This is a genomic window from Thermoproteus thermophilus, from assembly GCF_055392855.1.
The window spans coordinates 654,056-677,245 of record NZ_AP042466.1; the positions used below are offsets into that span (position 1 = coordinate 654,056).

Annotated in this window: 32 protein-coding genes; 17 read left to right on the forward strand and 15 right to left on the reverse strand. The window is 53.4% G+C overall.

Translation table 11 applies throughout. The annotated features are described in order from the left end of the window. Positions 1-13: 13 nt before the first annotated feature. From ACZ5PA_RS03850 to ACZ5PA_RS03865, 4 genes are read right to left on the reverse strand one after another with little or no spacing between them, the layout of a single operon-like run. The gene (locus ACZ5PA_RS03850; protein WP_464930956.1) at positions 14-658 is read right to left on the reverse strand and encodes an ERCC4 domain-containing protein; all 645 of its coding nucleotides are present in this window, start codon (positions 656-658) and stop codon (positions 14-16) included. Then, positions 655-1,095, reverse strand: coding sequence for a 30S ribosomal protein S17 (locus ACZ5PA_RS03855; RefSeq protein WP_464930957.1), 441 nt, complete (start codon positions 1,093-1,095; stop codon positions 655-657). Before ACZ5PA_RS03855 ends, ACZ5PA_RS03850 begins: the two co-directional genes overlap by 4 nt. 4 nt (positions 1,096-1,099) lie before the next feature. Continuing rightward, the gene (locus ACZ5PA_RS03860) at positions 1,100-1,579 is read right to left on the reverse strand and encodes a 30S ribosomal protein S19 (protein WP_464930958.1); all 480 of its coding nucleotides are present in this window, start codon (positions 1,577-1,579) and stop codon (positions 1,100-1,102) included. A 51-nt stretch (positions 1,580-1,630) separates the two neighbouring features. Beyond that, positions 1,631-1,927, reverse strand: coding sequence for a hypothetical protein (locus tag ACZ5PA_RS03865; RefSeq protein WP_464930959.1), 297 nt, complete (start codon positions 1,925-1,927; stop codon positions 1,631-1,633). Positions 1,928-1,972: 45 nt separating this feature from the next. Here ACZ5PA_RS03865 and pheT point away from each other — a divergent pair, with 45 nt between their 5' ends. Continuing rightward, complete coding sequence (gene pheT / locus ACZ5PA_RS03870) at positions 1,973-3,535, forward strand: phenylalanine--tRNA ligase subunit beta (protein ID WP_464930960.1); 1,563 nt, start codon at positions 1,973-1,975, stop codon at positions 3,533-3,535. A gap of 38 nt (positions 3,536-3,573) precedes the next feature. Beyond that, positions 3,574-3,933, forward strand: coding sequence for a DNA-binding protein (locus ACZ5PA_RS03875; protein ID WP_464930961.1), 360 nt, complete (start codon positions 3,574-3,576; stop codon positions 3,931-3,933). On the opposite strand, the gene ACZ5PA_RS03880 is transcribed toward ACZ5PA_RS03875, so the two are convergent. The 3 genes from ACZ5PA_RS03880 to ACZ5PA_RS03890 form a co-directional block, all read right to left on the reverse strand. Beyond that, positions 3,930-4,172 carry a hypothetical protein gene (locus ACZ5PA_RS03880; RefSeq protein WP_464930962.1) on the reverse strand — a complete coding sequence of 81 codons (243 nt, stop codon included), beginning with the start codon at positions 4,170-4,172 and terminating at the stop codon, positions 3,930-3,932. The genes ACZ5PA_RS03875 and ACZ5PA_RS03880 overlap by 4 nt on opposite strands. 198 nt (positions 4,173-4,370) lie before the next feature. Next, on the reverse strand, positions 4,371-4,667 hold the full coding sequence (locus ACZ5PA_RS03885) for a hypothetical protein (RefSeq protein WP_464930963.1): 297 nt from the start codon (positions 4,665-4,667) through the stop codon (positions 4,371-4,373). Next, the gene (locus tag ACZ5PA_RS03890) at positions 4,664-5,104 is read right to left on the reverse strand and encodes an archease (RefSeq protein WP_464930964.1); all 441 of its coding nucleotides are present in this window, start codon (positions 5,102-5,104) and stop codon (positions 4,664-4,666) included. Before ACZ5PA_RS03890 ends, ACZ5PA_RS03885 begins: the two co-directional genes overlap by 4 nt. Before the next feature lie 32 nt (positions 5,105-5,136). Here ACZ5PA_RS03890 and ACZ5PA_RS03895 point away from each other — a divergent pair, with 32 nt between their 5' ends. The 4 genes from ACZ5PA_RS03895 to ACZ5PA_RS03910 are packed head-to-tail and all read left to right on the forward strand — an operon-like array spanning position 5,137 to position 7,995. After that, positions 5,137-5,790: an orotidine 5'-phosphate decarboxylase / HUMPS family protein gene (locus tag ACZ5PA_RS03895; protein WP_464930965.1), complete on the forward strand. Its 654-nt coding sequence runs from the start codon at positions 5,137-5,139 to the stop codon at positions 5,788-5,790. Positions 5,791-5,808: 18 nt separating this feature from the next. Then, complete coding sequence (locus ACZ5PA_RS03900; RefSeq protein WP_464930966.1) at positions 5,809-6,402, forward strand: adenylate kinase; 594 nt, start codon at positions 5,809-5,811, stop codon at positions 6,400-6,402. A gap of 26 nt (positions 6,403-6,428) precedes the next feature. Continuing rightward, a complete protein-coding gene (locus ACZ5PA_RS03905) occupies positions 6,429-6,977 on the forward strand; it encodes a DJ-1/PfpI family protein (RefSeq protein ID WP_464930967.1) in 549 nt (182 codons plus the stop codon). Next, complete coding sequence (locus ACZ5PA_RS03910) at positions 6,964-7,995, forward strand: sn-glycerol-1-phosphate dehydrogenase (RefSeq protein WP_464930968.1); 1,032 nt, start codon at positions 6,964-6,966, stop codon at positions 7,993-7,995. The genes ACZ5PA_RS03905 and ACZ5PA_RS03910 overlap by 14 nt, the downstream gene beginning before the upstream one ends. 70 nt (positions 7,996-8,065) lie before the next feature. On the opposite strand, the gene ACZ5PA_RS03915 is transcribed toward ACZ5PA_RS03910, so the two are convergent. After that, the gene (locus ACZ5PA_RS03915; protein WP_464930969.1) at positions 8,066-8,470 is read right to left on the reverse strand and encodes a hypothetical protein; all 405 of its coding nucleotides are present in this window, start codon (positions 8,468-8,470) and stop codon (positions 8,066-8,068) included. Positions 8,471-8,512: 42 nt separating this feature from the next. On the opposite strand from ACZ5PA_RS03915, the gene ACZ5PA_RS03920 reads away from it, so the two are divergent. The 5 genes from ACZ5PA_RS03920 to ACZ5PA_RS03940 all read left to right on the forward strand — a co-directional run bounded on the left by ACZ5PA_RS03920 (position 8,513) and on the right by ACZ5PA_RS03940 (position 13,512). After that, positions 8,513-9,817: an NAD(P)-dependent malic enzyme gene (locus ACZ5PA_RS03920; RefSeq protein ID WP_464931277.1), complete on the forward strand. Its 1,305-nt coding sequence runs from the start codon at positions 8,513-8,515 to the stop codon at positions 9,815-9,817. Further along, the gene (locus ACZ5PA_RS03925) at positions 9,818-10,144 is read left to right on the forward strand and encodes a hypothetical protein (RefSeq protein ID WP_464930970.1); all 327 of its coding nucleotides are present in this window, start codon (positions 9,818-9,820) and stop codon (positions 10,142-10,144) included. A gap of 64 nt (positions 10,145-10,208) precedes the next feature. Next, positions 10,209-10,754, forward strand: coding sequence for a DUF4443 domain-containing protein (locus ACZ5PA_RS03930; RefSeq protein WP_464930971.1), 546 nt, complete (start codon positions 10,209-10,211; stop codon positions 10,752-10,754). A gap of 108 nt (positions 10,755-10,862) precedes the next feature. After that, on the forward strand, positions 10,863-12,095 hold the full coding sequence (locus tag ACZ5PA_RS03935) for a citrate/2-methylcitrate synthase (protein ID WP_464930972.1): 1,233 nt from the start codon (positions 10,863-10,865) through the stop codon (positions 12,093-12,095). A 61-nt stretch (positions 12,096-12,156) separates the two neighbouring features. Beyond that, positions 12,157-13,512 carry a RuvB-like helicase gene (locus ACZ5PA_RS03940; protein WP_464930973.1) on the forward strand — a complete coding sequence of 452 codons (1,356 nt, stop codon included), beginning with the start codon at positions 12,157-12,159 and terminating at the stop codon, positions 13,510-13,512. A 449-nt stretch (positions 13,513-13,961) separates the two neighbouring features. On the opposite strand, the gene ACZ5PA_RS03945 is transcribed toward ACZ5PA_RS03940, so the two are convergent. Beyond that, positions 13,962-15,503 (reverse strand): site-2 protease family protein, encoded by a 1,542-nt coding sequence (locus tag ACZ5PA_RS03945; protein ID WP_464930974.1) that lies wholly within the window; start codon positions 15,501-15,503, stop codon positions 13,962-13,964. Between the two features lie 20 nt (positions 15,504-15,523). Beyond that, positions 15,524-16,099 (reverse strand): hypothetical protein, encoded by a 576-nt coding sequence (locus tag ACZ5PA_RS03950; RefSeq protein ID WP_464930975.1) that lies wholly within the window; start codon positions 16,097-16,099, stop codon positions 15,524-15,526. A gap of 54 nt (positions 16,100-16,153) precedes the next feature. Here ACZ5PA_RS03950 and ACZ5PA_RS03955 point away from each other — a divergent pair, with 54 nt between their 5' ends. Next, the gene (locus ACZ5PA_RS03955; RefSeq protein ID WP_464930976.1) at positions 16,154-16,888 is read left to right on the forward strand and encodes a DUF2208 domain-containing protein; all 735 of its coding nucleotides are present in this window, start codon (positions 16,154-16,156) and stop codon (positions 16,886-16,888) included. 10 nt (positions 16,889-16,898) lie between these two features. Here the strand turns inward: ACZ5PA_RS03955 and rpl12p are convergent, their stop codons facing one another. Then, positions 16,899-17,225 (reverse strand): 50S ribosomal protein P1, encoded by a 327-nt coding sequence (gene rpl12p / locus ACZ5PA_RS03960; protein ID WP_464930977.1) that lies wholly within the window; start codon positions 17,223-17,225, stop codon positions 16,899-16,901. 192 nt (positions 17,226-17,417) lie between these two features. On the opposite strand from rpl12p, the gene ACZ5PA_RS03965 reads away from it, so the two are divergent. From ACZ5PA_RS03965 to ACZ5PA_RS03975, 3 genes are all read left to right on the forward strand, one after another. Then, a complete protein-coding gene (locus tag ACZ5PA_RS03965; RefSeq protein WP_464930978.1) occupies positions 17,418-17,627 on the forward strand; it encodes a hypothetical protein in 210 nt (69 codons plus the stop codon). Positions 17,628-17,924: 297 nt separating this feature from the next. After that, complete coding sequence (locus ACZ5PA_RS03970; RefSeq protein ID WP_464930979.1) at positions 17,925-18,134, forward strand: 50S ribosomal protein L38e; 210 nt, start codon at positions 17,925-17,927, stop codon at positions 18,132-18,134. A 135-nt stretch (positions 18,135-18,269) separates the two neighbouring features. Beyond that, complete coding sequence (locus tag ACZ5PA_RS03975) at positions 18,270-18,800, forward strand: ATP:cob(I)alamin adenosyltransferase (protein WP_464930980.1); 531 nt, start codon at positions 18,270-18,272, stop codon at positions 18,798-18,800. A gap of 36 nt (positions 18,801-18,836) precedes the next feature. On the opposite strand, the gene ACZ5PA_RS03980 is transcribed toward ACZ5PA_RS03975, so the two are convergent. The 3 genes from ACZ5PA_RS03980 to ACZ5PA_RS03990 are packed head-to-tail and all read right to left on the reverse strand — an operon-like array spanning position 18,837 to position 21,112. Further along, positions 18,837-19,565, reverse strand: coding sequence for a helix-turn-helix transcriptional regulator (locus ACZ5PA_RS03980; protein ID WP_464930981.1), 729 nt, complete (start codon positions 19,563-19,565; stop codon positions 18,837-18,839). 17 nt (positions 19,566-19,582) lie between these two features. Further along, on the reverse strand, positions 19,583-20,266 hold the full coding sequence (locus ACZ5PA_RS03985; protein ID WP_464930982.1) for an HAD family hydrolase: 684 nt from the start codon (positions 20,264-20,266) through the stop codon (positions 19,583-19,585). Positions 20,267-20,278: 12 nt separating this feature from the next. After that, positions 20,279-21,112 carry a geranylgeranylglycerol-phosphate geranylgeranyltransferase gene (locus ACZ5PA_RS03990; protein ID WP_464930983.1) on the reverse strand — a complete coding sequence of 278 codons (834 nt, stop codon included), beginning with the start codon at positions 21,110-21,112 and terminating at the stop codon, positions 20,279-20,281. A 46-nt stretch (positions 21,113-21,158) separates the two neighbouring features. Between ACZ5PA_RS03990 and ACZ5PA_RS03995 the strand changes: the two genes are divergently transcribed. Both ACZ5PA_RS03995 and ACZ5PA_RS04000 read left to right on the forward strand, forming a co-directional pair. Next, the gene (locus ACZ5PA_RS03995; protein WP_464930984.1) at positions 21,159-21,710 is read left to right on the forward strand and encodes a 50S ribosomal protein L22; all 552 of its coding nucleotides are present in this window, start codon (positions 21,159-21,161) and stop codon (positions 21,708-21,710) included. 48 nt (positions 21,711-21,758) lie between these two features. Continuing rightward, positions 21,759-22,205 (forward strand): hypothetical protein, encoded by a 447-nt coding sequence (locus ACZ5PA_RS04000; RefSeq protein WP_464930985.1) that lies wholly within the window; start codon positions 21,759-21,761, stop codon positions 22,203-22,205. Here the strand turns inward: ACZ5PA_RS04000 and ACZ5PA_RS04005 are convergent. Then, positions 22,202-23,158, reverse strand: coding sequence for an AsnC family transcriptional regulator (locus ACZ5PA_RS04005; RefSeq protein WP_464930986.1), 957 nt, complete (start codon positions 23,156-23,158; stop codon positions 22,202-22,204). The two genes, ACZ5PA_RS04000 and ACZ5PA_RS04005, sit on opposite strands and share 4 nt — an antisense overlap. Between the last annotated feature and the right edge of the window lie 32 nt (positions 23,159-23,190).

Below are 23,190 nucleotides of genomic sequence, written 5' to 3' on the forward strand. Positions count from 1 at the left end.
GCGGCCGCCAACGTCAGAAAAACGCCGAGAGGTCTTCTCTTCTTCCCCCCTGTTCCCCTTCGAGGACCCTCTTGATCTTGGCGAGCGTTTTTTCCGATATGGGCCAAGACTTGTAGTTCTGGAGGGCTTTGAGAGGGCTTCCGTACTTCCTGAGGAGCTCTTCGGCGGTCTTAGCGCCTATGCCGGGCAACGCCGTCAATAGCTCTATCTGCAACCTCTTAACGTCGGAGCTCTTGACGTGCGGGATCCTGAGCCCGCCGCCTTTGCCGGCCTGCTTTGCCGCCAGACATATGGCGTGGCCCGTCTGTTCAGGAGAGCGCGTGTAGATTATGTTAACGCCCATCCCTATAACGGCGAGCTCCGCCCCCAACACTGCGTTCTGATGTACATCGCGCGAATCCACCGCTCTCCACAAATCGCCTTCGATGATAATGATAGGCCTCAGACCGCTCGAGAGGAGCCTAGATGCTTGCTCGAACAACCTGCCATCGGCTATTGATGTAACGAAATCATGCGAGCTTTTTCTCTCGAATATGAAACGACCGGCTATGTAGTCGCCTACATCTAGTTGTTTTTGAACAACTTGACACCCAGCCTCCTTGATATACTTAATAACGTCGGATCTGTATTCTCTGGAATCTGCTATGACTTGGTTCAAGTGGCTAACGCCTCGCGTTTGGCCGTCCACTCGATCACGTCTTCTTTTTTACCTATTACGACCCAAGAGATGGTCTTGGCCAACGGCCTCGTCTCGGCTATGATGACCTTATCGCCTGGCTTAATTTCTATGCACTCGGGAACTCTGACATGTATTTTCCTCCGCCTCCTCTCGTAGCGCTTATACTTAGGCACATAGTGGATCCACTCGTGTACCACTACAGCGGATTTGTGCATCCTAACGCTCTCCACCTCGACCTCGAGTAGCTTCGGCCGTATTTTCAAGTGGCCGTGCCAAGGGCATTCGGGATCGTCGCACGCAGCGGCTGGAGGCCGGATCCAGGGAATGCCGATATTGGCAACTCTGACCTTGACGCCGTTAGGGAATGTTATCACGTCGCCGATGTGAGGCCTTGACGGGAGCTTGATAGTGGCCATGGCGTTATTTAGCGGCTATGTGCAATGAGGACTTCGTGGCCTTTAGGCCCGGCTCGCCGTGTTGTACCGGCTTACAAGTGATGGCGAATTCGCCCAAATAATGGCCTATGTGCCAAGGCGATATGTACACGGGTATCCAAGTTATGCCGTTGTAGACCTGTATCGTCAACCCGACCATCTCGGGGAGTATTATCATGTCTCTGCTGTGGGTTTTAATAGTCACTTTCTTGCCTCGGGCCGCCAAGGCGCGGGCCTTTCGGACCTTCTCCAGCAGCTTTCTGTGCTCTGGCTTTAGGCCCCTCCTCAGACTTCTCCTCTGCCTGGCAGGTAATAGCTTTATGAAATCGTCCATGGACATGGAGAGTATATCGTCGAGCGTCTTGCCTCTGTATCTGAAAGCGCCCCATTCCTCTTGGGCGATTACGGCAGGCTGTGGCCATCCCGTCTTTCCGCGTTCAGCGGATTCCTGCGCGGTTGCGGACATCGATGGCGGATACTGAGGTGTTTATATCCTTTATCGGCCAGCTAGCGAGGCTTAGGACGCGAGGCCCATCTTGACTGCCAACTCGTGGGCCTCTTTGAGCACCGAGACGGCCTCGTCGAGGGCTTTCATGTGCCTCGCTTGTATGACCGCGTTCTCGTCGCCTATCATGTACTCTATGTAGTACTCGTCATCAGACCAAGAGACCACAATGAAGACGTAGAAGTCCTCATCGAGTTGTACTTGGCCGAAGGCCTCATCGCGGCGCCACTCGACGGTCAACGTCCTGGATTTCTTGCCAAGAACTTCCGAGAGCTTCTTGAAATACTCCTCGACGCGCTCCCTCCCCATGGCCCACGTCGTGCATATGTTTTATAAAGATTCTATCTTTACCACGTGCCCGTTATCGACGTATCTTTATGGGACCTCGAAAGGCTAGTGGGCGCGCCAGAGCACGAGATCTTGAAGGGCTTAGAGCACATAAAGGGCGAGGTTGAGGAGCGCGTCGGCGATAGGCTGAGGATAGAGGTGACTCACGATAGGCCCGATCACTTCTCGGCGGAGGGCTTAGCTAGGTCTTTAAAGGGCATCTTGGGGGTGGAGGAGGGCTTGCCCAAGGCGATCGTGGAGCCCGGAGGGGTTGAGCTGAGATATGAGGAGTACATAGACGAGAGGCCGTACGCGGTAATGGCGATAGTGAAAGACGTCTCGCTCGACGACGAGGCGATAGTCCAAATGATACAATTACAAGAAAAGTTGCATGATACTTATGGAAGAAATAGGAAAAAAGTAGCAATAGGATTTTATGACTTATCAAAGATAAAACCACCTATTTATTACAAAAGAGTTTCACAAGAGGACGAATACGTGCCCTTGGGCCTGGACAAGCCGGTTAAAATAAAGGAGATGTACGAGATCACGGAGAAGGGCAAGCGGTTCGCCCATTTAATTAAAAGGGAAAGACCGCCGGCGTTGGTGGACTCCGATGGTAAGATAATGGTGGTTATACCCGTGCTTGGCGGCGAGTGTTGTAAGGTAACGCCCTCGACCAAGGACGTGCTTATAGACGTGACGGGCCCCCAGCTCGATGTGTTGTTGAAGATATTACCCATACTAATTTACGGCCTACTAGAGAGGAGCAAGAGCAAGAGAGTCGAGTTGGTCAAGATAAACGGGAGCTACGTAACAAGGCTAGAGCCGCGCAGAATACGCGTCGATAGGCAGGCCGTGAACGAGCTGCTCGGGCTTAGCCTAGACGAGGCCGAGTATGCATCGCTAATACGCAAGGCCCGACACGACGTCGAGGATTCGTGGGTGTTAGTAGCCCCCTATAGGATCAATGTAATAAGTTGGGTTGACATAGCGGAGGACGTCGCCATAATGAAGGGGTATAATAACATGCCCAGAGAGCCGCCCCCCGTTTTGACTTTGGGCAGAAGGCATAGGGTCGAGGTCGCCTCTGAGGACGTCCGTAGATCCCTCCTGTTGTTGGGCTTTCAAGAGGTCATGAACGGCGTATTGACATATTCCGCGTTCCTCAACGACTTCAAGCTCGCCTACCCGATAGTGGTCAACCCCGTGTCGGAACGGCTAGACGCGGTGAGGAGCTCGTTGTTGCCCGGGCTACTTTACGTCGTGTCGACATTGAGAAGGCCCAAGCCCAAGCTCTTCGAGGTAGGCGACGTCGTGGTGAACGGCCGCACGTCTAGGGCGGTGGCGTTCGCCATGGGCGGCGAGGGCCTCACTATAACCGACGGCATAATGGTGCTCAACTCGTTGTGCGAACACCTCGGCGTTAGGTGCGAGGTCGTCAACGACAATGCGCCTTGGTGCATCGAGGGGAGATGTGCCAGAGTGGAAGGCCCGTTTAGAGGATATGTGGGCGAGGCATCGCCAGAGCTATTGGTCAAGCTGGGCGTTTTCACGCCAGTTGTTCTGGGCGAACTCGTCATCGGATAGCCTCAAAACGCTTATTAATTCGGATTCGGCGATAAGGCATGGCTGATGAGATAGATACAATAATTAGGAAAAAGGCCTTGGAGATAGCGGCTAGACAGATCCGATCAAGGAAGCCCGAAGAGCGCCCCCTATCAAAGGACGAGGTGTTGAGCATTGTAAGGAGTCTGCTTAAGGGCGACAGGGCCGAGGAGATTCTCAACAACGCGCTCGAGATATACGGCGATTCGTTAATGCCGCTCCTCAGAAAGATAGTGGACCTCCACAAACAGGGCATAATAAACGAGCTCTGGGACTACGAGCTGTATAGGATCTTGGCCAACGCCGGCTTCGTGGTGCCGCTTAAGACGCGGCTCCGCATAGTTAGACATGGCCGCGAGTATAAAATAGGCGAGGACTAGGCGCTCTCTTCGTAGCTCTTATAGAGATCTTGAAGTAGATCACGCCAAGACATTACGCGGGAGGCGTAGTTCCAATAACGTCTGACCTCCCTCTTGTTCAGCTTGACGTATTGGGCGCAACGATCGCAACCTAGCCATACGTTGTCGGCGTCTTCTATGAAGACCAGCCTAGATCCACACCTAGGACATCTATATGTCGTCTTGAAGACTATTGCGGACCTCGTCTCGAGGGCCTCCACGAAGATCCGCCGAGGATCCTTTTAAATCGGCCACGGCCAAAATATCTAATCCCGATAGTCGTCCTCTGGCCTTATATCTTATTGGAGGAAATCGTCAATGAAGTTGAACTTCTGGGTGTTGCTATTGCGCTTATTCCCCCGGGAAGACGAGAGGAGGAAGCTCGCCGAAGCGCTGAGGGAGGAAGAGCTCGAGATAATCTAGCATTTGGGCACCTCTATCCCCTCTGTGCTCCTCCCGGCCTCTCGGAGGTCTTGCAACGCCTCCAACACGAAGCGAGCTATTTCGCGACACCTCTCCTTAGCTTGGGGCACCTCTGTGTCGAGCTGGGCTGTCTCTCTGGTGAAGACCATCACCGACAAAATAGCTATTTGTCTAAGCCGCTCGTAGAAGTCGGTGGCCTCGTCCACCTCGACGTCTAGGCCAGCCCTCTTGGCATATTCAGCCATCAGCTTAGGACTTCTGACAGAACTCCATAGAAAATCATAGAAGCTCATATATCTACTACGAATTGGACATACCAATATCCATTATGTTTTATCTCCATCATATTATACGTCATTGCCTTGACGATAACGCCCTTGAAGCCGTGTTTCTCCACGTCGTATTTCTCCCCCCTTACGGCCGCCCTCAACACGTAGGGCCCCGCGCCCGATATCTCCACCGACATATGCTTGCTAATGGCGAACTTCTCGCCATCTAGCAGATACAGCACTTCGCTTATCCAAGCGAAGAGCAATCCCTCTAAGTCCTCGGCCCCCACTTCTACGACCTTCTCGTGGAGCGGCTCGACGCGATCGCTGTAGTAGGTTATCTCCGCCGTTCCTATAGCCGCGTTCTTAAACGCCTCCTCTAAGGTACAGCCATAGGCCTTTACTAATATATCAGCCGTATGTTCTCCGTACGCGTAATCCGCCGGCTTATCGCAAGCCATGTTCGTTAAATTCAACGAGTTTTAATCTAGATATGAGGATACAAGTAGCGCTCGATTTGACGGACTTGCTGAAGGCCGTCAATATGGCGAGGTCCTTATGCAACGCCGGCGCGGACCTCCTGGAGGCGGGCACGCCGCTTATAAAGGCCTTCGGCATTGGCGCGGTGGGCCTTATCAAGTCCGCATGCCCCTCGGCTGAGGTAGTCGCCGATTTAAAGACGGCAGATGTAGGGGCGCTCGAGGCGGAGTTGGCCAAGACGGCAGGGGCCGATTCCGCGACGGTCATGGCCGCCACGAACTTGGAGACAATAGAAGAATTCATCAACAAGGCCAGAGAGCTGGGCCTAAAGGCTGTCTTGGACACAATAGGCGTCTTGAGGCCCTACGACAGAGTCAAAGAGATTCTCGACAAGGCGAGGCCGGACTTGGTCGTGGTACACATAGGCATAGACGTCCAGAAGAGGAGGGGGGTGACCTTAGACCAGCTCATAGCAGAGGCCCTCAAGGTTAAGGAGCTGGGGCTCCCCGTGGCTGTGGCTGGGGGTATCGGCCAGAGAGAGCTCGAGAAGATAGCGAATACGGGCATAGACGTAGCGATAATAGGAAGGGCTATCACGTCATCGACTTCGCCGAGCGAGACTTTCCGTTTGTTGAAATCTATAATTACTAAGGAATACTTAAAATAGAGTGCTATACTTCGAGCCATGAGGATAGTCTTAGTCGCCGTTCCGGGAAGCGGCAAGACCACTATAATGAACTACGTGAGGAAGAAGCTCCCCGACGTCCAGATAGTGAATTACGGCGACGTGATGCTCGAGATAGCCAAGAAGAAATACGGCATTGAGAACAGAGATGAAATGCGCAAGAAGATACCGGTTGACGAGTACAGAAAAGTACAAGAGGAGGCCGCAGATTATATAGCCTCGTTGTCCGGCGACGTGATAGTTGATACACATGCCTCTATTAAGATGTTCGGAGGCTATTATCCAGGTTTACCAGATCGCGTGGCGTCTAGGCTGAAGCCCGACGCTATAGTGCTCGTCGAATACGATCCCAAGGACATCATCGAGAGACGTCGCGGAGATCCCACGAGGTTCAGAGACGTCGAGACTGAGGAGGAGGTGGAATTGCACCAAATAGCTAATCGGTACTACGCGTTCGCGGCAGCCAACGCGGCCGAGTGCACGGTGCACATAATAAACTTCAGAGGGAGGCCTCAATCTAGGCCGTTCGAACACGCCGAAATAGCAGCGGATTACATAGTCAACTTGCTCCTCTCGGCGAGGAGGCTGAGGTAGATTTTTAATACGTTGCCAAACGCCGCATGATGGCCAAGGGCTTAGTCTACGTGATTGACGATGCCGGGGGGGAGTACGCTACGCTTAAATCCTACCTGGCGTCTAAGGGCTACGAGCTCTCCACCGCAGTCGGGGCTAGGGATGTCAATGTGAACTACGATATAGATTTAAAGAATATAACAAATATAGATAATCTAATAAAAGATTATGATATATTTATATTAATAGGCGGATATAAAATGTATTATTTTGTTACAAATAAAAAACCTCCGACTAAGAAAATGGAGTTGGCAATAGACGTGAACCAACTCGCGGAGCTAACCAAGGGCTTCATAAAAATGGGCTCAACCGTAGTGGCCCCCCTAGCAGTTCCCGCGTATCTAGCGCTGTTGGGATCTCTCGCAGGTCTGAGGGCCACGGTATATCCAACTACTGATCTGATTAATATATTAAAGAATAATAATGCAATCTATGAAAATAAACCAATAATTAAAGATAAAAATATAATAACTATAAAAGATATAAAAAAGATTTCCAATAAAGAATTAATAGAAACGCTACGTGAAGGAGCTTGAGAGTTTTGAGGTCCCTAGGTACGTGCTGTTCGGTCCCGGCGCAGCCTTGAGGCTCGGCGATATTTTGGCCAAGATAGGGGCGAAGAGGGCAGTTATAGTAACCGGTCCGACGGCGTCGAGGCGCATCGCCGAGGCAATCCTTTCGCAGATAGATGGCGTCGACTTCCTCGTTATGTCGACGGACGAGGCGGCCAAGACACAAGTTGACCAAGACGTAGTAGTCGGCATCGGCGGAGGGAGGCCGTTGGATCTAGCGAAGGTCGTGGCCTATGTGAGCAAGAAGCCCTTGATAGTTATACCCACATCGGCTAGCCACGACGGCATAGCGTCGCCTTACATCTCCTATGTGCTTAATAGGAAGCTCAAGGAGCACGGAAAAATAGTCGTCTCGCCGTTGGCCATATTGGCGGATACGAAGATAATAATGAGCGCGCCGCCTAGGTTGTTGAAGGCCGGCATCGGCGACCTCCTCGGCAAGGCGGTATCCATAAGGGATTGGGCCTTAGCCCACAGAGTTAAGGGCGAGGAGTTCAGCGAATATGCGGCCATATTGGCCAAGGCCAGTTATAATATAGTAGCCAAGAACGCGGCGAAGATAAGCGGATTTAGGCGCGAGGAGGATGTAAGGACCTTGGTCAAAGCGTTGATAGGGTGCGGCGTCGCCATGGGCATAGCCGGCTCGTCTAGGCCCTGTAGCGGCTCGGAACACCTTTTCGCTCATGCCGTGGAGCTATACGCCGAGGAGAACGGCCTTAAAGTAGTACACGGAGAGCTCGTGGCGTTGGGCTCTATAATAATGGCGTATCTCCACGGTATGAACTGGCGTAAGTTAAAGCAAGTCGCGGAGAAAGCTGGTTTGCCCACTAAGCTGAAAGAGGCGGGCATAGATATGGATATCGCCGTGAAGGCGTTAACTACGGCGCATAGGCTGAGGCCCGATAGATACACTATACTGGGCGAGTCCGGCCTTAGCAAAGACGCGGCCGAAAACGCGCTGGAGGCCACGGGCTTGGTATAATCAGCATCTGCGGCCCGTTCACGGATCCTCCCGGAAACCTTTACATCACCGAGCGGGATATGCCCTACTTTTAAAAATCGATAAACCGATAGCCCAACGCGGCCGCCACCAACTCGCCTATGTAAGACCTACTATCCACATACGATACCTCATCGCTTACGTGCCTCCGAGCTAGTATACATAGCCCATCCAAACACCTAGCGCCTATCACCGCCCTAAGTTTGTAGTCGGCCAGCCACCCAGCGCCGGTTATGCTGGGATCCACGCGCACGGCCCAATCCTCTTGCTCCCTAACTAATAGCCTTATTCCGACGGATCCCAGCCTAGCCTCTTGTAGCGAGTTGAGTATACGGTATATACAACGCGGCACATCCCTCGGCCGATCTACATAAACAACACTATTTCCTCTCAAAACCTCTATATATCCAGTGTTCCAGATAATAACGCTCTTGTATTCGCCAATTGACGATATCATGACGCGACAATACATTTATACCTTAAAAACGTAAAGACCTTGATGGTAGATAAGTGGTACAGGCTTTCGGTGGAGGTCCACCGCCGATACGGCGGCAAGTTCGCGGTCGTGCCCAAGGTTCCCATAACGTCAATGGACGATTTCGCCGTGTACTACAGCCCGGGCGTGGCCGAGGTGTCCAGAAGGATAGCGGAGGACCCCGATCTGTCCTTCGAGCTCACATCGCGCTGGAATGTGATAGCGGTGATCTCGGACGGGACCAGGGTGCTCGGCTTAGGCGACGTGGGGCCAGAGGCCGCCTACGCCGTGATGGAGGGCAAGGCGCTTATATTCAAGTACCTAGGTGGCGTAGACGCCGTGCCGTTGCCGATTAGAGCGAGGGATGCAGATAAGTTTATAGAAGTAGTGAAGGCGCTGGAGCCGGCCTTCGGCGGTATAAACTTAGAGGATATAGAATCGCCTAAGTGTTTCAGACTATTGGAGAGACTATCCAACGAGCTCAAGATACCGGTATGGCACGACGACCAGCAAGGCACCGCGACTGCGACTCTAGCCGGCTTGATAAACGCCGCTAAGCTGACAGGGAGGGATTTGAAGAGCTCGACCATAGCGCTTATAGGGGCCGGCGCCTCGAACATATATACGGCCAAGCTCTTGATGTCCTATGGCGTAAAGCCCGGCAACATGATCCTCGTGGATACGCGCGGTATACTACACCCCGAGAGGGAGGACATGGATAGGCTGATGGTCGAGAACCCGTGGAAGTACGAGATGGCGTTGAAGACCAACGCAGAGCGCCGCAGAGGAGGGATACCCGAGGCCATGAAAGGCGCCGACATAGTTGTGGCCGCCTCCCGGCCCGGGCCTGGGATAATTAAAAAGGAGTGGATCTCTTTGATGAACAAGGACCCGATAGTCTTCGCGCTGGCAAACCCAACGCCCGAGATATGGCCTTGGGAGGCGAAAGAGGCCGGGGCTAAGATAGTAGCGACTGGGAGGAGCGATCTGCCCAACCAAGTCAACAACTCGTTGGTGTTTCCCGCGGTGTTCAGAGGCCTTTTGGACGTTAGAGCTAGGACCGTAGTCGACGAGATGTTGATAGCGGCGGCTGAGGAGCTCGCCAAATTCGCCGAGAATAGGCTGAGCGAGGATTACATAATACCCAAGATGACAGAATGGGAGGTCTACCCGCGCGAGGCCGCCGCCGTTGCGGCCAAGGCGTCGGAGCTGGGGCTCGCACGCCGTCCGTTGAGCTATAAAGAGGAGTTGAACATAGCGCAAGAGATCATAGGGAAAAGCGTCAAGACCCTAGAAGTGTTAATGACCGCAGGGATTATACCGAAGTAGATGTCGGTCATCGCCGAGGTCGACCTCGGCGATTTGGTCATCTTGTGGAGAAAAGAGGAGGGCAAGATCGTCAGGATAGAATACGACAGAGGTTATGAAGACGAGGCGCTCGAGGAGGAAGTCGACGACTTAATCAGCTCGATACTGGAAACATTAGCCAGGGAGTTTAAGATGCCGAACGCGGTTCTCGGCAAGCTGAAAGGGTTATTGAAGGACTCCGGGCCTCCTTTTATTATTAAATTGAGAAATGAGGGCTATACATCATATTTAGATATAACTGGAAAAACAAAGAGATATACTTTAAAGATAAATTATGTAATAACTTAATCCTCAGTAAGGGAGTAGGAAGCCCCTCTACGCAAGTTATTTATAGAGAGCCGAAGGGAGAGTTATGGATTTACGCTATTTGAAGATCCTGTTGTTCTTGGCTATGACTAGATCCCTCGCAGGCAGGCGCTATTTGTCCAATAAACTGGGACTAGGGGAGGGAGTCGTCAGGAGGCTCCTCGAGGCCGGCAGGAGGCTTAACCACATCTCGGTGAACAGAGCCGGCGTCAAGATCACCGAAGAGGGCATTAAATACTTAGCCGATGTCTTGTCGGCATGTGGGCTGAGGCCATTGGCTTATACGAACAAATTCGCCGAGAAGCTCTGCGGCCAGATATGCGTCGCGCTCGCCTTGGGCGCGCCTGTGAGGAATGTAGTTAAGTTCAGAGACGAAGTGGTTAGGAGGGGCGGCTGCGGCGCCGTAGTCGCTAGCTTAAAGGAGGGCTCGATATATATACCCTTAGCCGATATGCGGTTGGAGGACTTAGACGCGGAGCTCGCGTCCGCGTTGAAGAAATTATTAAAAGAAGGAGATACTTTAGTGATAGCTTGCGGGGACAACTTCGGCGAGGCCCTAGCGCCGTTGGACTTGTTCTGCGTGATGACGTGACCCGGACTGATGGGTGAAGTTCGGCATCCTATCTGACAGCAATTATCAATATAGATCTACATAAAAAGGCTAAGATAATGCTTTTAGTAGATATCGTCAAGATCTCATATGAGCGAACAGACTGTTTCGATCAAGACCACGGGAAAGATAGTTCAATCCCCTTGCGGTCCTATAATCCACGGCCTTGAGGACGTGTTGGTTAAAATAACTACCATAAGCGACATAGACGGCCACACCGGGAGGTTATGGTATAGGGGTTATAGGATAGAGGACTTGGCCGAGAACGCCGCCTACGAGGAGGTCGTTTTCTTGTTGTTATACGGCAAATTGCCCAATAGGCGGGAGCTCGAGGAGCTTAAGAGTAGGCTCGCGGCTAACAGAGACTTGAACCCGGCCACCGTTGAGGTTATACGCTCGTTGGCGAAGGCGCATCCCATGTTCGCGCTCGAGGCCGCGGTGGCCGCCGAGGGCGCATACGACGAGGATAACCTAAAGCTCGCGGAGGCGTTGAGGGCCGGCCGCTATAAGCAGGAGGAGAAGGACCTCGCGCTTAAGATAGCCGAGAAGCTGGTGGCTAAGTTGCCCACCATAGTCGCCTACCACTACCGCCTCTCCAGGGGGCTCGAGCTCGTGAGGCCTAGGCCCGACTTATCGCATTCAGCTAACTTCCTGTACATGTTCTTCGGCAAGCAGCCAGACCCTCTGGCGACGCGCGCCATAGACCTCTATTTGATACTACACGCCGATCACGAGATACCTGCGTCTACGTTCACGGCGTTAGTTATAGGGGCAACTCTGAGCGATCTGTACTCCGTAGTGGCCGGCGCTATAGGCGCATTGAAGGGACCGCTACACGGCGGCGCCAACGAGGCCGCCGTTAAGTCCTATTTAGAGATAGGCGACCCCGCCAAGGCCAAGGACATCGTTGAGGCGGCTACTAAGCCCGGAGGCCCGAGGCTCATGGGCGTGGGCCACCGCGTTTACAAGGCCTACGATCCTCGCGCAAAGATCTTCAAGAAGCTGGTGGAGGACTACACAGCTAAATTCGGCGACCCGCAGAAGCTCTACGCAATAGCGAGTAACATAGAACAGGCAGTCCTGGCCCATCCGTACTTCCAGCAAAGGAAGCTGTATCCCAACGTGGACTTCTGGTCAGGCATAGTGTTCTACTACATGGGCATACCCTACGACTACTTCACTCCGTTGTTCGCCATGTCGAGAGTAACGGGTTGGACAGCCCACGTATTGGAGTACTGGGAGAACAACAGGCTGTTTAGGCCGAGGGCTTGTTATGTGGGCCCCCACGACCAACAGTTCATCCCGCTGGACTCCAGAACTTAGCTTCCTAGGCGCTTTTCGGGACGTCGTTTAAAGCATATATTCCCTTGGACTCGAGGCGGACATGTCTTCAATCAAAATAGAGGAGGTCAAGGCGAAGTTCGAGCGGTTCGCAGCTCATACCCACATAAAGGGCCTCGGCATAAGGAACGGGAAAGTGGAGTTCTCGGCGGACGGATTCGTGGGACAAATAGAGGCTAGAGAGGCCGCCTACATGGTCGTTAAGATGATAAAGGCGGGGAAGTTCGCGGGAAAGGGCGTGTTGATCGTGGGGCCTCCGGGCACCGGCAAGACGGCTTTGGCGATAGGAATAGCCAAGGAGTTGAGCGAGGATACCCCCTTTGTGGCGCTCTCGGCAGGCGAGATATACTCGGCCGAGCTGAAGAAGACCGAGTTCCTCATGAGGGCCTTGAGGAGGGCCATAGGCGTGAGGATAAGGGAATGGCGCAAGGTCTACGAAGGCGAGGTGAGGTCTCTCGACATAAGGTACGATAGACATCCGTACAACCCCTATGTACAAGTGCCCAGAGGAGCCACCATAAGGCTTAGGACTAAGGACGAAGAAAAGACGTTGAGGGTGCCCGCCGAGATAGCCGTTCAGTTGATAGAGCTAGGCGTCGAGGAAGGCGACATTATAATGATAGACGAGGAGACGGGGAGAGTCACTATCGAGGGCAGAGGCGAGTCCGGGGAGCAGTACGACATAAGCGTGAGGAGGAAAGTGGAATTGCCTAAAGGCCCCGTCTATAAGGAGAAGGAGATCACGAGGTTCTTCACGCTCAACGACGTGGATATAGCTTTCGCGAGGCAGAGGGGGCTTCTGACCGCGGCCCTTTTCGGATTCGTCGAGGAGACCAGGGAGATACCTGATGAGGTCAGGCGCGAGGCCGACAACTTCGTGAAGAAGGTGATAGACGAGGGAAAAGGCGATTTAGTGCCCGGTATCTTGTTCATAGATGACGCACACCTCCTAGACATTGAGTCGTTCGCTTTCTTGTCCAGGGCGATGGAGAGCGAGATGGCGCCAATAATAATATTAGCCACCAATAGGGGCATCGCCAAGATAAGAGGCACCGATATAGAGTCCCCCCACGGCATTCCCAGAGATATGCTGGATAGGCTGGTCATAATAAGGACTAAGCCCTACGGGGAGGAGGAAGTGAGGGAGATCGTCAAGATAAAGGCCAACGAGGAAGGAATACGGCTTAATGAGGACGCGCTCGACTTGTTGACTAAGATAGGCGTCGAGGAGTCATTACGTTATGCAATACAGCTGTTAGTGCCCGCGTACATCCGGGCGAGGGATCAAGGGAGAGATGCGGTCTCGCGCAACGACGTGGAGTACGCAAGGAGCTTATTCGCATCGCTAAAGGAGTCCGTGGAGTACGTGAAACAATACGAGGAGCTATTTCTTAAATAGTAAATAAATATTATAAATTCCGTAAATTAGAAATAATTGACCTATATCTAAATAATATTGATTAATAATAGTACCATTTATATTTAAGTGTATAACATATAAGAGAGGATAAATCGATATCGAATTAGTCATCGCGAGGACGTTCGCGTAATGAAAGACAGCTATCGCTAACGACAATACAGCGAAAAATACGCGCAAGCCTCTGCGGCTCTCGACGAAGAATGACGCTATAAGTGCGGCGAAGAATAAGACGAAGAGAATGATCGTCACTTTCCAGAGGTAATACCACGAAGATCCGCCAGGTACCACAACGCCGTTGGCCACGACCAAGTTGGGGGCTGTTGGTAGAGGCTCGTCGGACACGAAAGGGCCTATAGGCATCAGCGCGATTAAGAGCGATGCTATGATCGACGCGATGCCCAAGATAAGCCCGCGCACCTCTTGCTTTGTCATCTGAGGAGCGAGAACACCTCCTTATATACACCGCCAACGAAGCCCAACGCCGAGTCGAATACGAGGAACGCGACTAAGATAGCCGTTAGCGAATAGCTGGCGTAGACGGCGGCTTTTTTGCCGAGAAACCTCTCGAGCAAGGCCGCTAATAACAACCCCCCGTCCAAAGGATATATTGGTAATGCATTAATTAGAGCTAAACCTAAATTTATTAAGAAGAACCACATAATAAATTTAATGAATAAAGTATTTGACAATAAAGAATAATTAAATATATCAGTATTAAACCCTATTTGTCCCAGCCCGTTCGTGTATATGCCGAAGAAGGGCTTGCTGGCGTTATCGGGGTTATGGCCCAACGTGACCGTGTAGTTCATGGCTGTGCCGTTTCTGGTCACGGTGACGACTACCTTATCGCCGGGCCTACATAGGTCCCTCTCCACGATATTCCTTATCGTTAAGATAAACTGGCCGCTTGAATATATATGATAAACTCCGCCGCATCCGTAAAGAGCCGTGATCACATCGCCGGGCCTTATGCCGGCGTTGTAAAGAGGCCCGTCATATATCAAGCTCAGGACGGGCGCTCCTATGAGCAGCTTCTCGGCCGGGAATTCCACACTAACGCGCTCACCGCCTCTGTCCACCACGAGGACTATCGTTTGGTTAGGGACGCATAGGGAGGTCCCCGCCGGGTTCCCTGCCATGGCGTTGAGCGCGGCCAACAGCTGATCGGGCACTACTATGTTATATGAAACGCCGCATCCCTCGACAGCCTTAACGACATCGCCGGGCTTAAGGCCTATCTGAGCAGTGGCTTGGTTAACGCCAACGACCACCGCACCGCCGAGGCCTGCGTACACGCCGGCTAAATACACCATGAGGGCCAGTAAAGCGAGCACTACGTTGGCGGCCACGCCGCTGGCGAGGACCGCCAATCTCGCGCTCAACGGGCTAGCGTTGAGTTGCCCCTCGTCAGGCTCCACGAAAGCGCCGCTGAATATGAAAAAGGCGGAGAAGACGCCGGCCGACTTGAGCCTTATTCCGTACCTAACAGCCGCATAGCCGTGCAGGAACTCGTGTAACGCCACGCCGATTATCACGGCCAGGGCTATGTAGGGCAGTTGGTCCCAAGGTATCGTTATCCCGGGCAGTAGAGGGACTGCGCCCGCCTGGCCGCCTACTATGGCTACCTCTTGAATCGAGGCCCCGCCCGCCAGCCCCATTAAGGCTTGGAGGGTGGACCTCACGAGCAAGAAGATGAAGCCAGGCATATAGGCTATGCTGGACCCCGCAGGTATGGGGAAGTACGGCGAATATGCCGAGATTACAAACAAGACGAGCACGACGACGAGGTACACCTTCAAGGGTATGAACGAGAGCCTCCGTGCAAGCCTCTCTATGAACCGTGCCGCCTTTTCAGAACTCCACATAATTAGGACGAAGCCTTTGACAATATCCTTACGTATTCTATATAATATTATTATAATAATTAACCAAGCTAATATATATATAGCAAGCGACGTCAATAGGCTCATGTGGCAGTATCGACTAGCTTTTATATAGGTATTTCCACGCTTGAGCCCGCGTGTAGGACATATACGTTGAAGCGTCTTTCAAGCTCCTTGATTATGCCTTGAGGAGTATGTAAAGGGACAACGCACCTGACGCCTAAGGCCTTAAGCTCGCCGATTATTCTCGAGAGGCTGTAGGGGCTCGCGGCGGATCCGCCCAAGCCACCGACGAAGCAATCCGCCTTTAAGTGCAATGCGGACAATTTGCCGAAAGGCATTGTGTAGATCCCACAAGCTGATATCAAGGTCCTTCCTACTAGGAGGACGGCCTCTCTATTAAAGCCGATGAGCTTGTGGACTACGCCTCCTAGCTTTAGGCTTAAGAGCCCCTCCCTCCACTTCACGACCGGCACCTTGAAGACGTCGAAGCCGCCGAAGTGGTGGGGATTATCCACGGCGGATACGCCGAGGACAGGGCGCAAGGGCGAGATCCTTGAGAACCTATCGGCGGAGTCCCTATCGCAAGAGTCGAAGAGCAGCCCGGTCTCCAGCAACACCCCAAATCCGTGAGACGGGGGAAGCGGGCCCTCTACGTCGCTACATACGGCCCAGAGCTTCACGCCTCTATCTCCTCTCAATAGATAAAGCTTTTAGCGCCCTAAATACTTACCGGCATGAACCAAACCGCGTTGAGAATTTCAATAACTTTAGGGACCATTCTAGGATACGCGGCCGTGATGACGGTGCTAGGCGCGAGCTACTTGTGGCTAGTGGGCCTCCTCTACATAGCGTCTGTATTTGCCATCACCACCGCCATTGGGATCAGGGCATATCGCCGGAGCTCCCGGCAAGCCAAGGAGATAGTTAGAGGCAAGCTACTCATCGAGATTGGGGAAAAAGAGGTTAATAAGGCGTTGGAGAAAGACAAAGAACTTATGCAAGAGATGAAGAGGCTCAATAGAATGTTCATGGTCTACTTCATGGCATTTCCGATAATGCTCGTATCCATGTTCTTCTTCCCATCGCTCCAAGCGACGATAGTCCCGGCGATTAGCTCTAGGCTTGAGCCAAGCCTAGGAGGCTTCTTGGCGTCCTATATAGGCTATGTGGCCTTATTCGCCACGCTCACGGCCATATTCTCGCCGCTTTACTACTTCACTTTTAGGCCAATCCAGTTCCCCGTGATAGCGACTGACGTTAAGGTGTACGACACCGGCGTGGTGATAAACAAGAACACAGGGCTCAAGGCCCCTATAATAGTACAAGACTACAGATATCGGCCTGATAGGAAGTTTGTCGAATTTAAAATAGGTAATCAACTCTATAGGATATACTATAAAGATATTGAGAAGATTCATGAAATTCTATCGAAGATGATAGTCGTGCAAAATAAAAGCGGGAAATCGTAGCGATCGACCGTTAGAACAAAGCTGCGAGAGAGCTCGCGACCTCCTCCTCGCTTGGCCCCTTCTTCTCCTCCTCTTTCTTCTCCTCCTTGGCTGGCTGGGCCCCTCCTGTAGCTTGCTGGGCGGCAGCCGGGGCCGCCGCTACTGGCGCGGCCACAGGCGCGAAGGCCGCCGTCTTTATGGCCTCGTCTATGTTCACCTCCTTGAGTGCAGCCACTAGGGTCTTCACTCTTACCTCATCGGGCTGAAGCCCCGCGGCTTGTAACACCTTAGATAGGTTGTCCTCGTTTATCTCCTGCTTTGCGTAGTGTAGCAGTAAGGCCGCGTAGACGTATTCCATGGGAACCGCAACTTAGTCCGTTTAAAAACATTTACGCGGCGTAGACTATGGCCGGTTCAACACTCCGTAGAACTCTATAATCGGCGGGTCCTCGCCGGCCCCTCCCTTGCAGTTATATCGCCGGGGCAAGCGAACGCCCTCAATTGAGTCGATGTCGAGTTCTCCCGTCGTAAATCGGCATCGAGATGGCGCATGTCGACAACGCGCGCGGCCGCGATGCGCACGACGACGGCGCCTTTATCCTCTAGGCGCGGCGTCCTCCAGCTCGTACACGACGTATTCGCCAGGGCGGCTGTACACCACGGGCGGCCCGTCGCGCACGTGGAGCTGGGGACGAACGGGAGAAAAGACGAGTTCACACCGCTTGGGGAATGTACAGAGGCACAGTATACGCCGGGGTGAAGTTGAGCAACGACCCCGTCATGGCAACTGTTTGTGCTGTTGCGCCGGCCGTGTTGACGGGCGATGGCAAATTCTCGAAGGACGTGAGGACGGGCAAAACGGTAATCCTCTACGCCGGCTCTTTGTTGAAGATGACGAGGGTGGAATTGGGCAAAAACTGCTGGAGTGGTACCTCAGGGAGGTCCCGTACATCCGGAAGAGCCGGAAGCCTTAGCCCTGGCCATGCGCTTGAGCCACAATACCGCAACAATATGCGTAGGCGGGATAATATATATAAACAGCCGCATGGCGGCAGATATGCCCAAGGAAATCTTCTTGGTCGAGGTGTGGAGGAAATACGCCGAGAGCGCGGAGGAGATCCGAGTGAAGCGGGTGCCCGAGAGAGGCGTCGTCAAGATAAAGGCGAGGTTGTCGGGCTATCTCTACACCATAAAGTTGCCTCCCGAGAAAGCCGACGCCATATTGGGCGAGCTTAAGGAGAAGGGGAAGAAGATAGTTGAGTACTGAAAAGCTTTTAAAGAAAGGCATAGTACTATACGCCACACAGACTGCCCCGAGAGGGGTCTGAATGAGAGTGGTGGGTTACCCCGGCCGCATTTTATTTTAACTGATGTTAATAACCGCACCTCACGGAGCTTACCCGTGTTAGTAAAACCTTGCCTCTTGGTATTCGCCTGTCCCGGCGATGGCGGCGACACGGCAGTCTTGTACAAGGGAAAGGCCGAGAGAGTCGGCAAGGACTCGCCGCTTATAAAGTTCTACGGAGCACTGGATACCGCGATTACGTACGCTCACAAAGCGGCCAACTCGCTCCAGCGCCCCCAAGCGCGTATTATGCGACTCGTCGGTTTTTCCCTCATGGAGCTGGGCTTCTACCTGGCGACGAGCCGCGCCGAGCATCTAGACAACGCGCTGGAGCTTTACCGCCGGGCCCTCAAGCTGGCGTACGTAATTGCGCCGGAGGAGCCCCTCCACACCTGGATCGCCTGCGCCTCGTCCGAGTGCTCTGCGGTGGACGAGGCGAGGGTGTGGATAAGATGGGCGGAGAGGAGGGCCGTATCGTTAGGCGAGAAGGACGCCGCACGGCTCTTGAACCAGCTGTCCAACTTGGCATTCGAGGTCATGAGGACGCTTCCGCATATAGGATATAGGTCGAGGCGCTTGAGAGGCTAATGATGAGACCGCTGAGCGGAGATAGATGACCGGTTTTCAGCCGCCTGAACACCTCCTTAACAACTCCACTCTCTGCGAGCCGCCCTCTGTCACGAGCTTGACGTAGCCGTATCTAGCTAATTTATGTAAGTGTTTGTGTAGCGTCGAGGCCGAGAGCCCTAGCTCGCGGGCGAGCTCGCTCCTCGCGGCGATGCCCCCTCTTTCCTCGATCGCCTTTAATATAAGCATATCGGTAGCTCCCAAGCCCTCGCAACGCCCCCTACGGCGTTTTATCAGTATTGCCGCGGCGATGGCTGCGATGGCCGCGACGGACGCCGTAGCGACTCCCAACGAGCTATAGGCAATTCTCGCAGTCGAGGAGTTCCTGAACGTCAACATGGCCGGCGCGAATGATATGGTCGTATTGCTCGCATTGACGTAGATATATATCCCCGTTTTATTTATCCCCAGGAGGGCGTACCGAGAGCTCACCTCGGCCACGACGCCGGGCGGTATCACGACGACAACGCCCCCTGACGCGTTGATAGACAGAACGTACACGCCCGATTTATTGATGAAGTAGGGAACGTACACAACATAGGAGGGAAGCCCATCTTGCAAGACATAAAGCCTATCTTGCAACACCCAACAAGGTATAGGCGTGCCGTTATTCCAAAACGCCGCGACTGACGACATGGGCGAGGCCGGCAATGATATGTTCGAGAATATCGCAGGTCCTAGATATATGTATAATAAGGGCGGTAATGTCAAGTTCAATAGGATCACGGCAATATCCCCGCCTTTTATAAATCTCCCATCAGCTCGGACACAGCCCGAAGCGCCGAGGTCAAGTTCTCGCTGACGCGGTCTGGCTTTATGTTGGATAAATTTATGCCGAGCAGTTCGCCGTACTTTAAAACGGCCTTGGGCCAGTCGCCGACGAAGACTGTCCTTATGCCGAATTTCTGCGGGAAGTACACGTCGAAAACTGGGTTATCTCCTATCATTACGTAGGCTCCGTCGAAGAACTCCTTGCAATTCTTGACGCATCCGAAATCGTCGGAGGTCCTAATGCCTTGGATGTATTTGGAGAAACCCAGCGCCTCTACCACTATGGACTGGTATCTACGGAGCCCGTTGGTGGCTATGATGGGCACAAGCCCTAGCTCTCTGAGCCCTGACAAGAGCTCGTATGCGCCGTCGTTGACCGGGAACCCCCCGACGTATTTGGCCAAGACGTCTTCTATTTTCGGCACCTCGTAGACGCCGAAGCTGGACGCCACGGACTCTATCAAGTACTGCCAGTCAAAGGCCTTGACGCTGAAACGTCTCATTAGATTATAATGAAGCGCCTTGACCAAGCTCCAGAACTCGCTGGGCTCTATGCCTATCCTGCTCGCTACGATCGAGGAGATCTCGTAGAACACAGGGTCCCAGGCCTCGAGCGGTATAAGGGTACCGTCTAGATCCACTAGGGCGATGCTCACGGTCTGCGTTTTCTACATAAAAAAGAGAACAAGCCCCTGAACGAGAAGAGCTACTAGCGTTATCCCGAACGCCGCGAGCGAGCCCTTCCTGAACAGTTGCCATCCGCCCCTCATGCAGATCATCGAGAGGATCAAAAGCGCCAACGACGTAGTCGCGACGCCTAACATGAACGCGTAGAGGCCGCCAACGGCGAGGAGATAGGCTAAATACGCCCCCACCGCGGATGAGATCAACGTGAGCGCGGCGCCTAGCTTCGCGGCCCTCTCAGGGCCCAAGACCACCGCCGCGGTCCTCAACCCTACCGCCATATCGCCGCGGTAATCGATAGCCGTCTTGACGAGCTCGCGGCCCATATTGGCCAACAAAGATGCTGCGAATAACAGCAATAGGTATACGTCGACGCGGCCCGCGGCAGCCATGCCGTAGAGATACACCGCGGATGTCAAGAACGATACCAAGAAGTTGCCTAGAAACGGAATCCTTTTGCCGCGCTCGTTGTAGAAAGCGCCCAACACGGCGGCCGATACGTACACGGCAATAGCGTATGGAGGCAGAAAGGCGGCTAGCACGAGCCCGAGCAAGTAAGAGCTCACGGCCACGGCGACGGCGGCCTTTAAGCTCACGGCGCCTGTGACCAGGGGGGCATTAGGTCGATTTATTTTATCCTCGGGCAAATTAGCTACATCGTTATGCGCGAACATGCCGGCCTCAGCCAAGAAGGTGCTGGCGCCGATCAGAGCCACGGCTGACGCGCTGTCCCCACCCGCTATAAGATACGAGGCGATGCTGGAGATGGCGGCCAACACGCCGTGTTCTCCCCTTATAAGCCTCCAATATTGACGCACGCCGCCTCGAGAGCTAAGACTTATAAAGGCTCCCCTATCCGCCACCGTGGCGAGGCTACACTATAGCGTCACCGACGAGGACGTGATAGAGCTAGTGTTCCGGAAATACGGGGTTAAGATCACCGCAGATCAAATCGCGCGGGCCTACGGCAACGAGTTCAGAATGTCGTGGAAAAAGGCGGTGGAGGTCGGGCGTTTCATAAAGTTCATGACACTAAAACAAGCGGAACAGTGGCTCGAGGACACCGTCGAGATGAAGAGGCCGGTGCCCATAAGGAGGTTCACCAAAAAACAAGCCCACCACGCCACGCCGTGGGTCGGCTGGCCCGTGGCTAAGTGGCCGGTTAAAGTAGCCGAGAATTACCTAAAGGTGCTGAGGAATCTGGAGAACAACGCGCGCTTCAAGGGCCTAGACGTGGAGAGGGTCGTCATAGTCCACGTGGTAGCTCACAAGGGCATAATCATAAGGAACTATATGCCGAGGGCCTTCGGCCGCTCGACTCCCTGGAACGAGCAGACGGTAAACGTGGAAGTCGTGGGCGCCGAATTGCCAAAGGAGGTTGTGCCGAAGAGGATAAAACTCAAGGTTTTCAAATAGGGCCTCGTCGATATAAAAGTTATATATCATTAAGTCTTCCCGACTGCCATGCACGTAGAGATCAGGGACCCCTCACTCGTAGAAAGGCTCCGTCGGCTCCTCCCTAGGCCTGACGCCCCATACGATGACGCAATACGCCTCCTCCTAGAACAACCTTGTAAGATACGATTGATAGATGTGGCCAGAGAGGCACTCAACGAGCTTATTAACGACAAGAGGCTCTACGACTTGCTCAAGAGATCCGTCAAGGAGGCTTTAGCTGAGCAAATGCCAGAGATCTTGCGCGAGCTAAGGCCCGAGCTCATGCCAGAGGGCTACGAGGGCGGCTGGGAGGCGGTGATAAACCAAGCCCTAAAAAGACCTGATAGGTGTTTGACCTTTTCTGAGGTGAGGAAGTATTATGGCAAAAACCTCAATAGCGTTATGTTGAGGCGCAAAGGCTTTGTGCAGAGGGAGCGCGGTATTTGGTGCTATCAAGGCGAGGCGCAATCCTAGTCGCTCACTGATTCAATTCTTTTGCCCATGACTCCGCCTCCCAATAAGTCCCTAACGCTGAATAACATGGCGTAGTCTCCCTCGATACGCGCCGCCACCCTCCTCCTTATCAGATCCTTGGACCTCGCGTGGACCATGAAATAACAAGGGTATTCCCACTTGCCTGGCACCGTGTTCCTCAATACCACGTGTGTCGACTCGGTCAAGCTCGCCGCCATTTCGCAGTCGGGCCTCCTCAAGACCACCATGGCGTTTTCGAGAAACCCAAGTTTCTCGCCGTCTAAGGTCCCGTGGAGCTCCCTCAAAACGCCCCTCTTGACCAAGTCCTCCACTACGTCCAGGGCCTCCCCCACGCTCTTGCCCAACGCTCGGGCCACGTCGCGGAACGGCTCAGGCACGAGGGGTATGGACCGTATCTTCGAGTAGAACTCCCTCGGTATTCCGATTTCGTCGATTGTGGGAGGGCTCTCCGGGAGGATGCCGGATTTCGACCTAGAGATGCCCTCGTATAGGTCGAAGCGCACGTCCAGCTTGTACGTCCTAAGCGAATAGAGGACTACATAGTCCACGCCCCACTTCTCAGCCAGAGCTTCGACCTTAGCCTCGAGCTCCTCCGCGGTCTTGGCCTTGGTGACGAACCAGACATTATAGGGCTTGTAGTCCCTCAAGAAGTTGTGGGTCACCATCGGGTCCTTGTTTATGTCAGCAGCGACTTTGTCGATAAGCTCCTCGGGCACGGCGAACCCGACCAAGGCGGCTTCAAGCCCTCGCGCTCTGTAGTTCGTAACAGCCCCTATCCTCTTCAATACTCCCGACTCCACATGCGCCCTAAGCCTTCTTATGACCTCGTCCTCGCTCAGCCCCAGCTCTCTGCCTATTTCCAGAAACGGCCTATCGACTAAAGGAAAGTCGTATTGGACCTTCATCAACAAGTCGACATCTATCTTGTCCACGGATATTTCGTTTTCCATAAATAACAAGATCG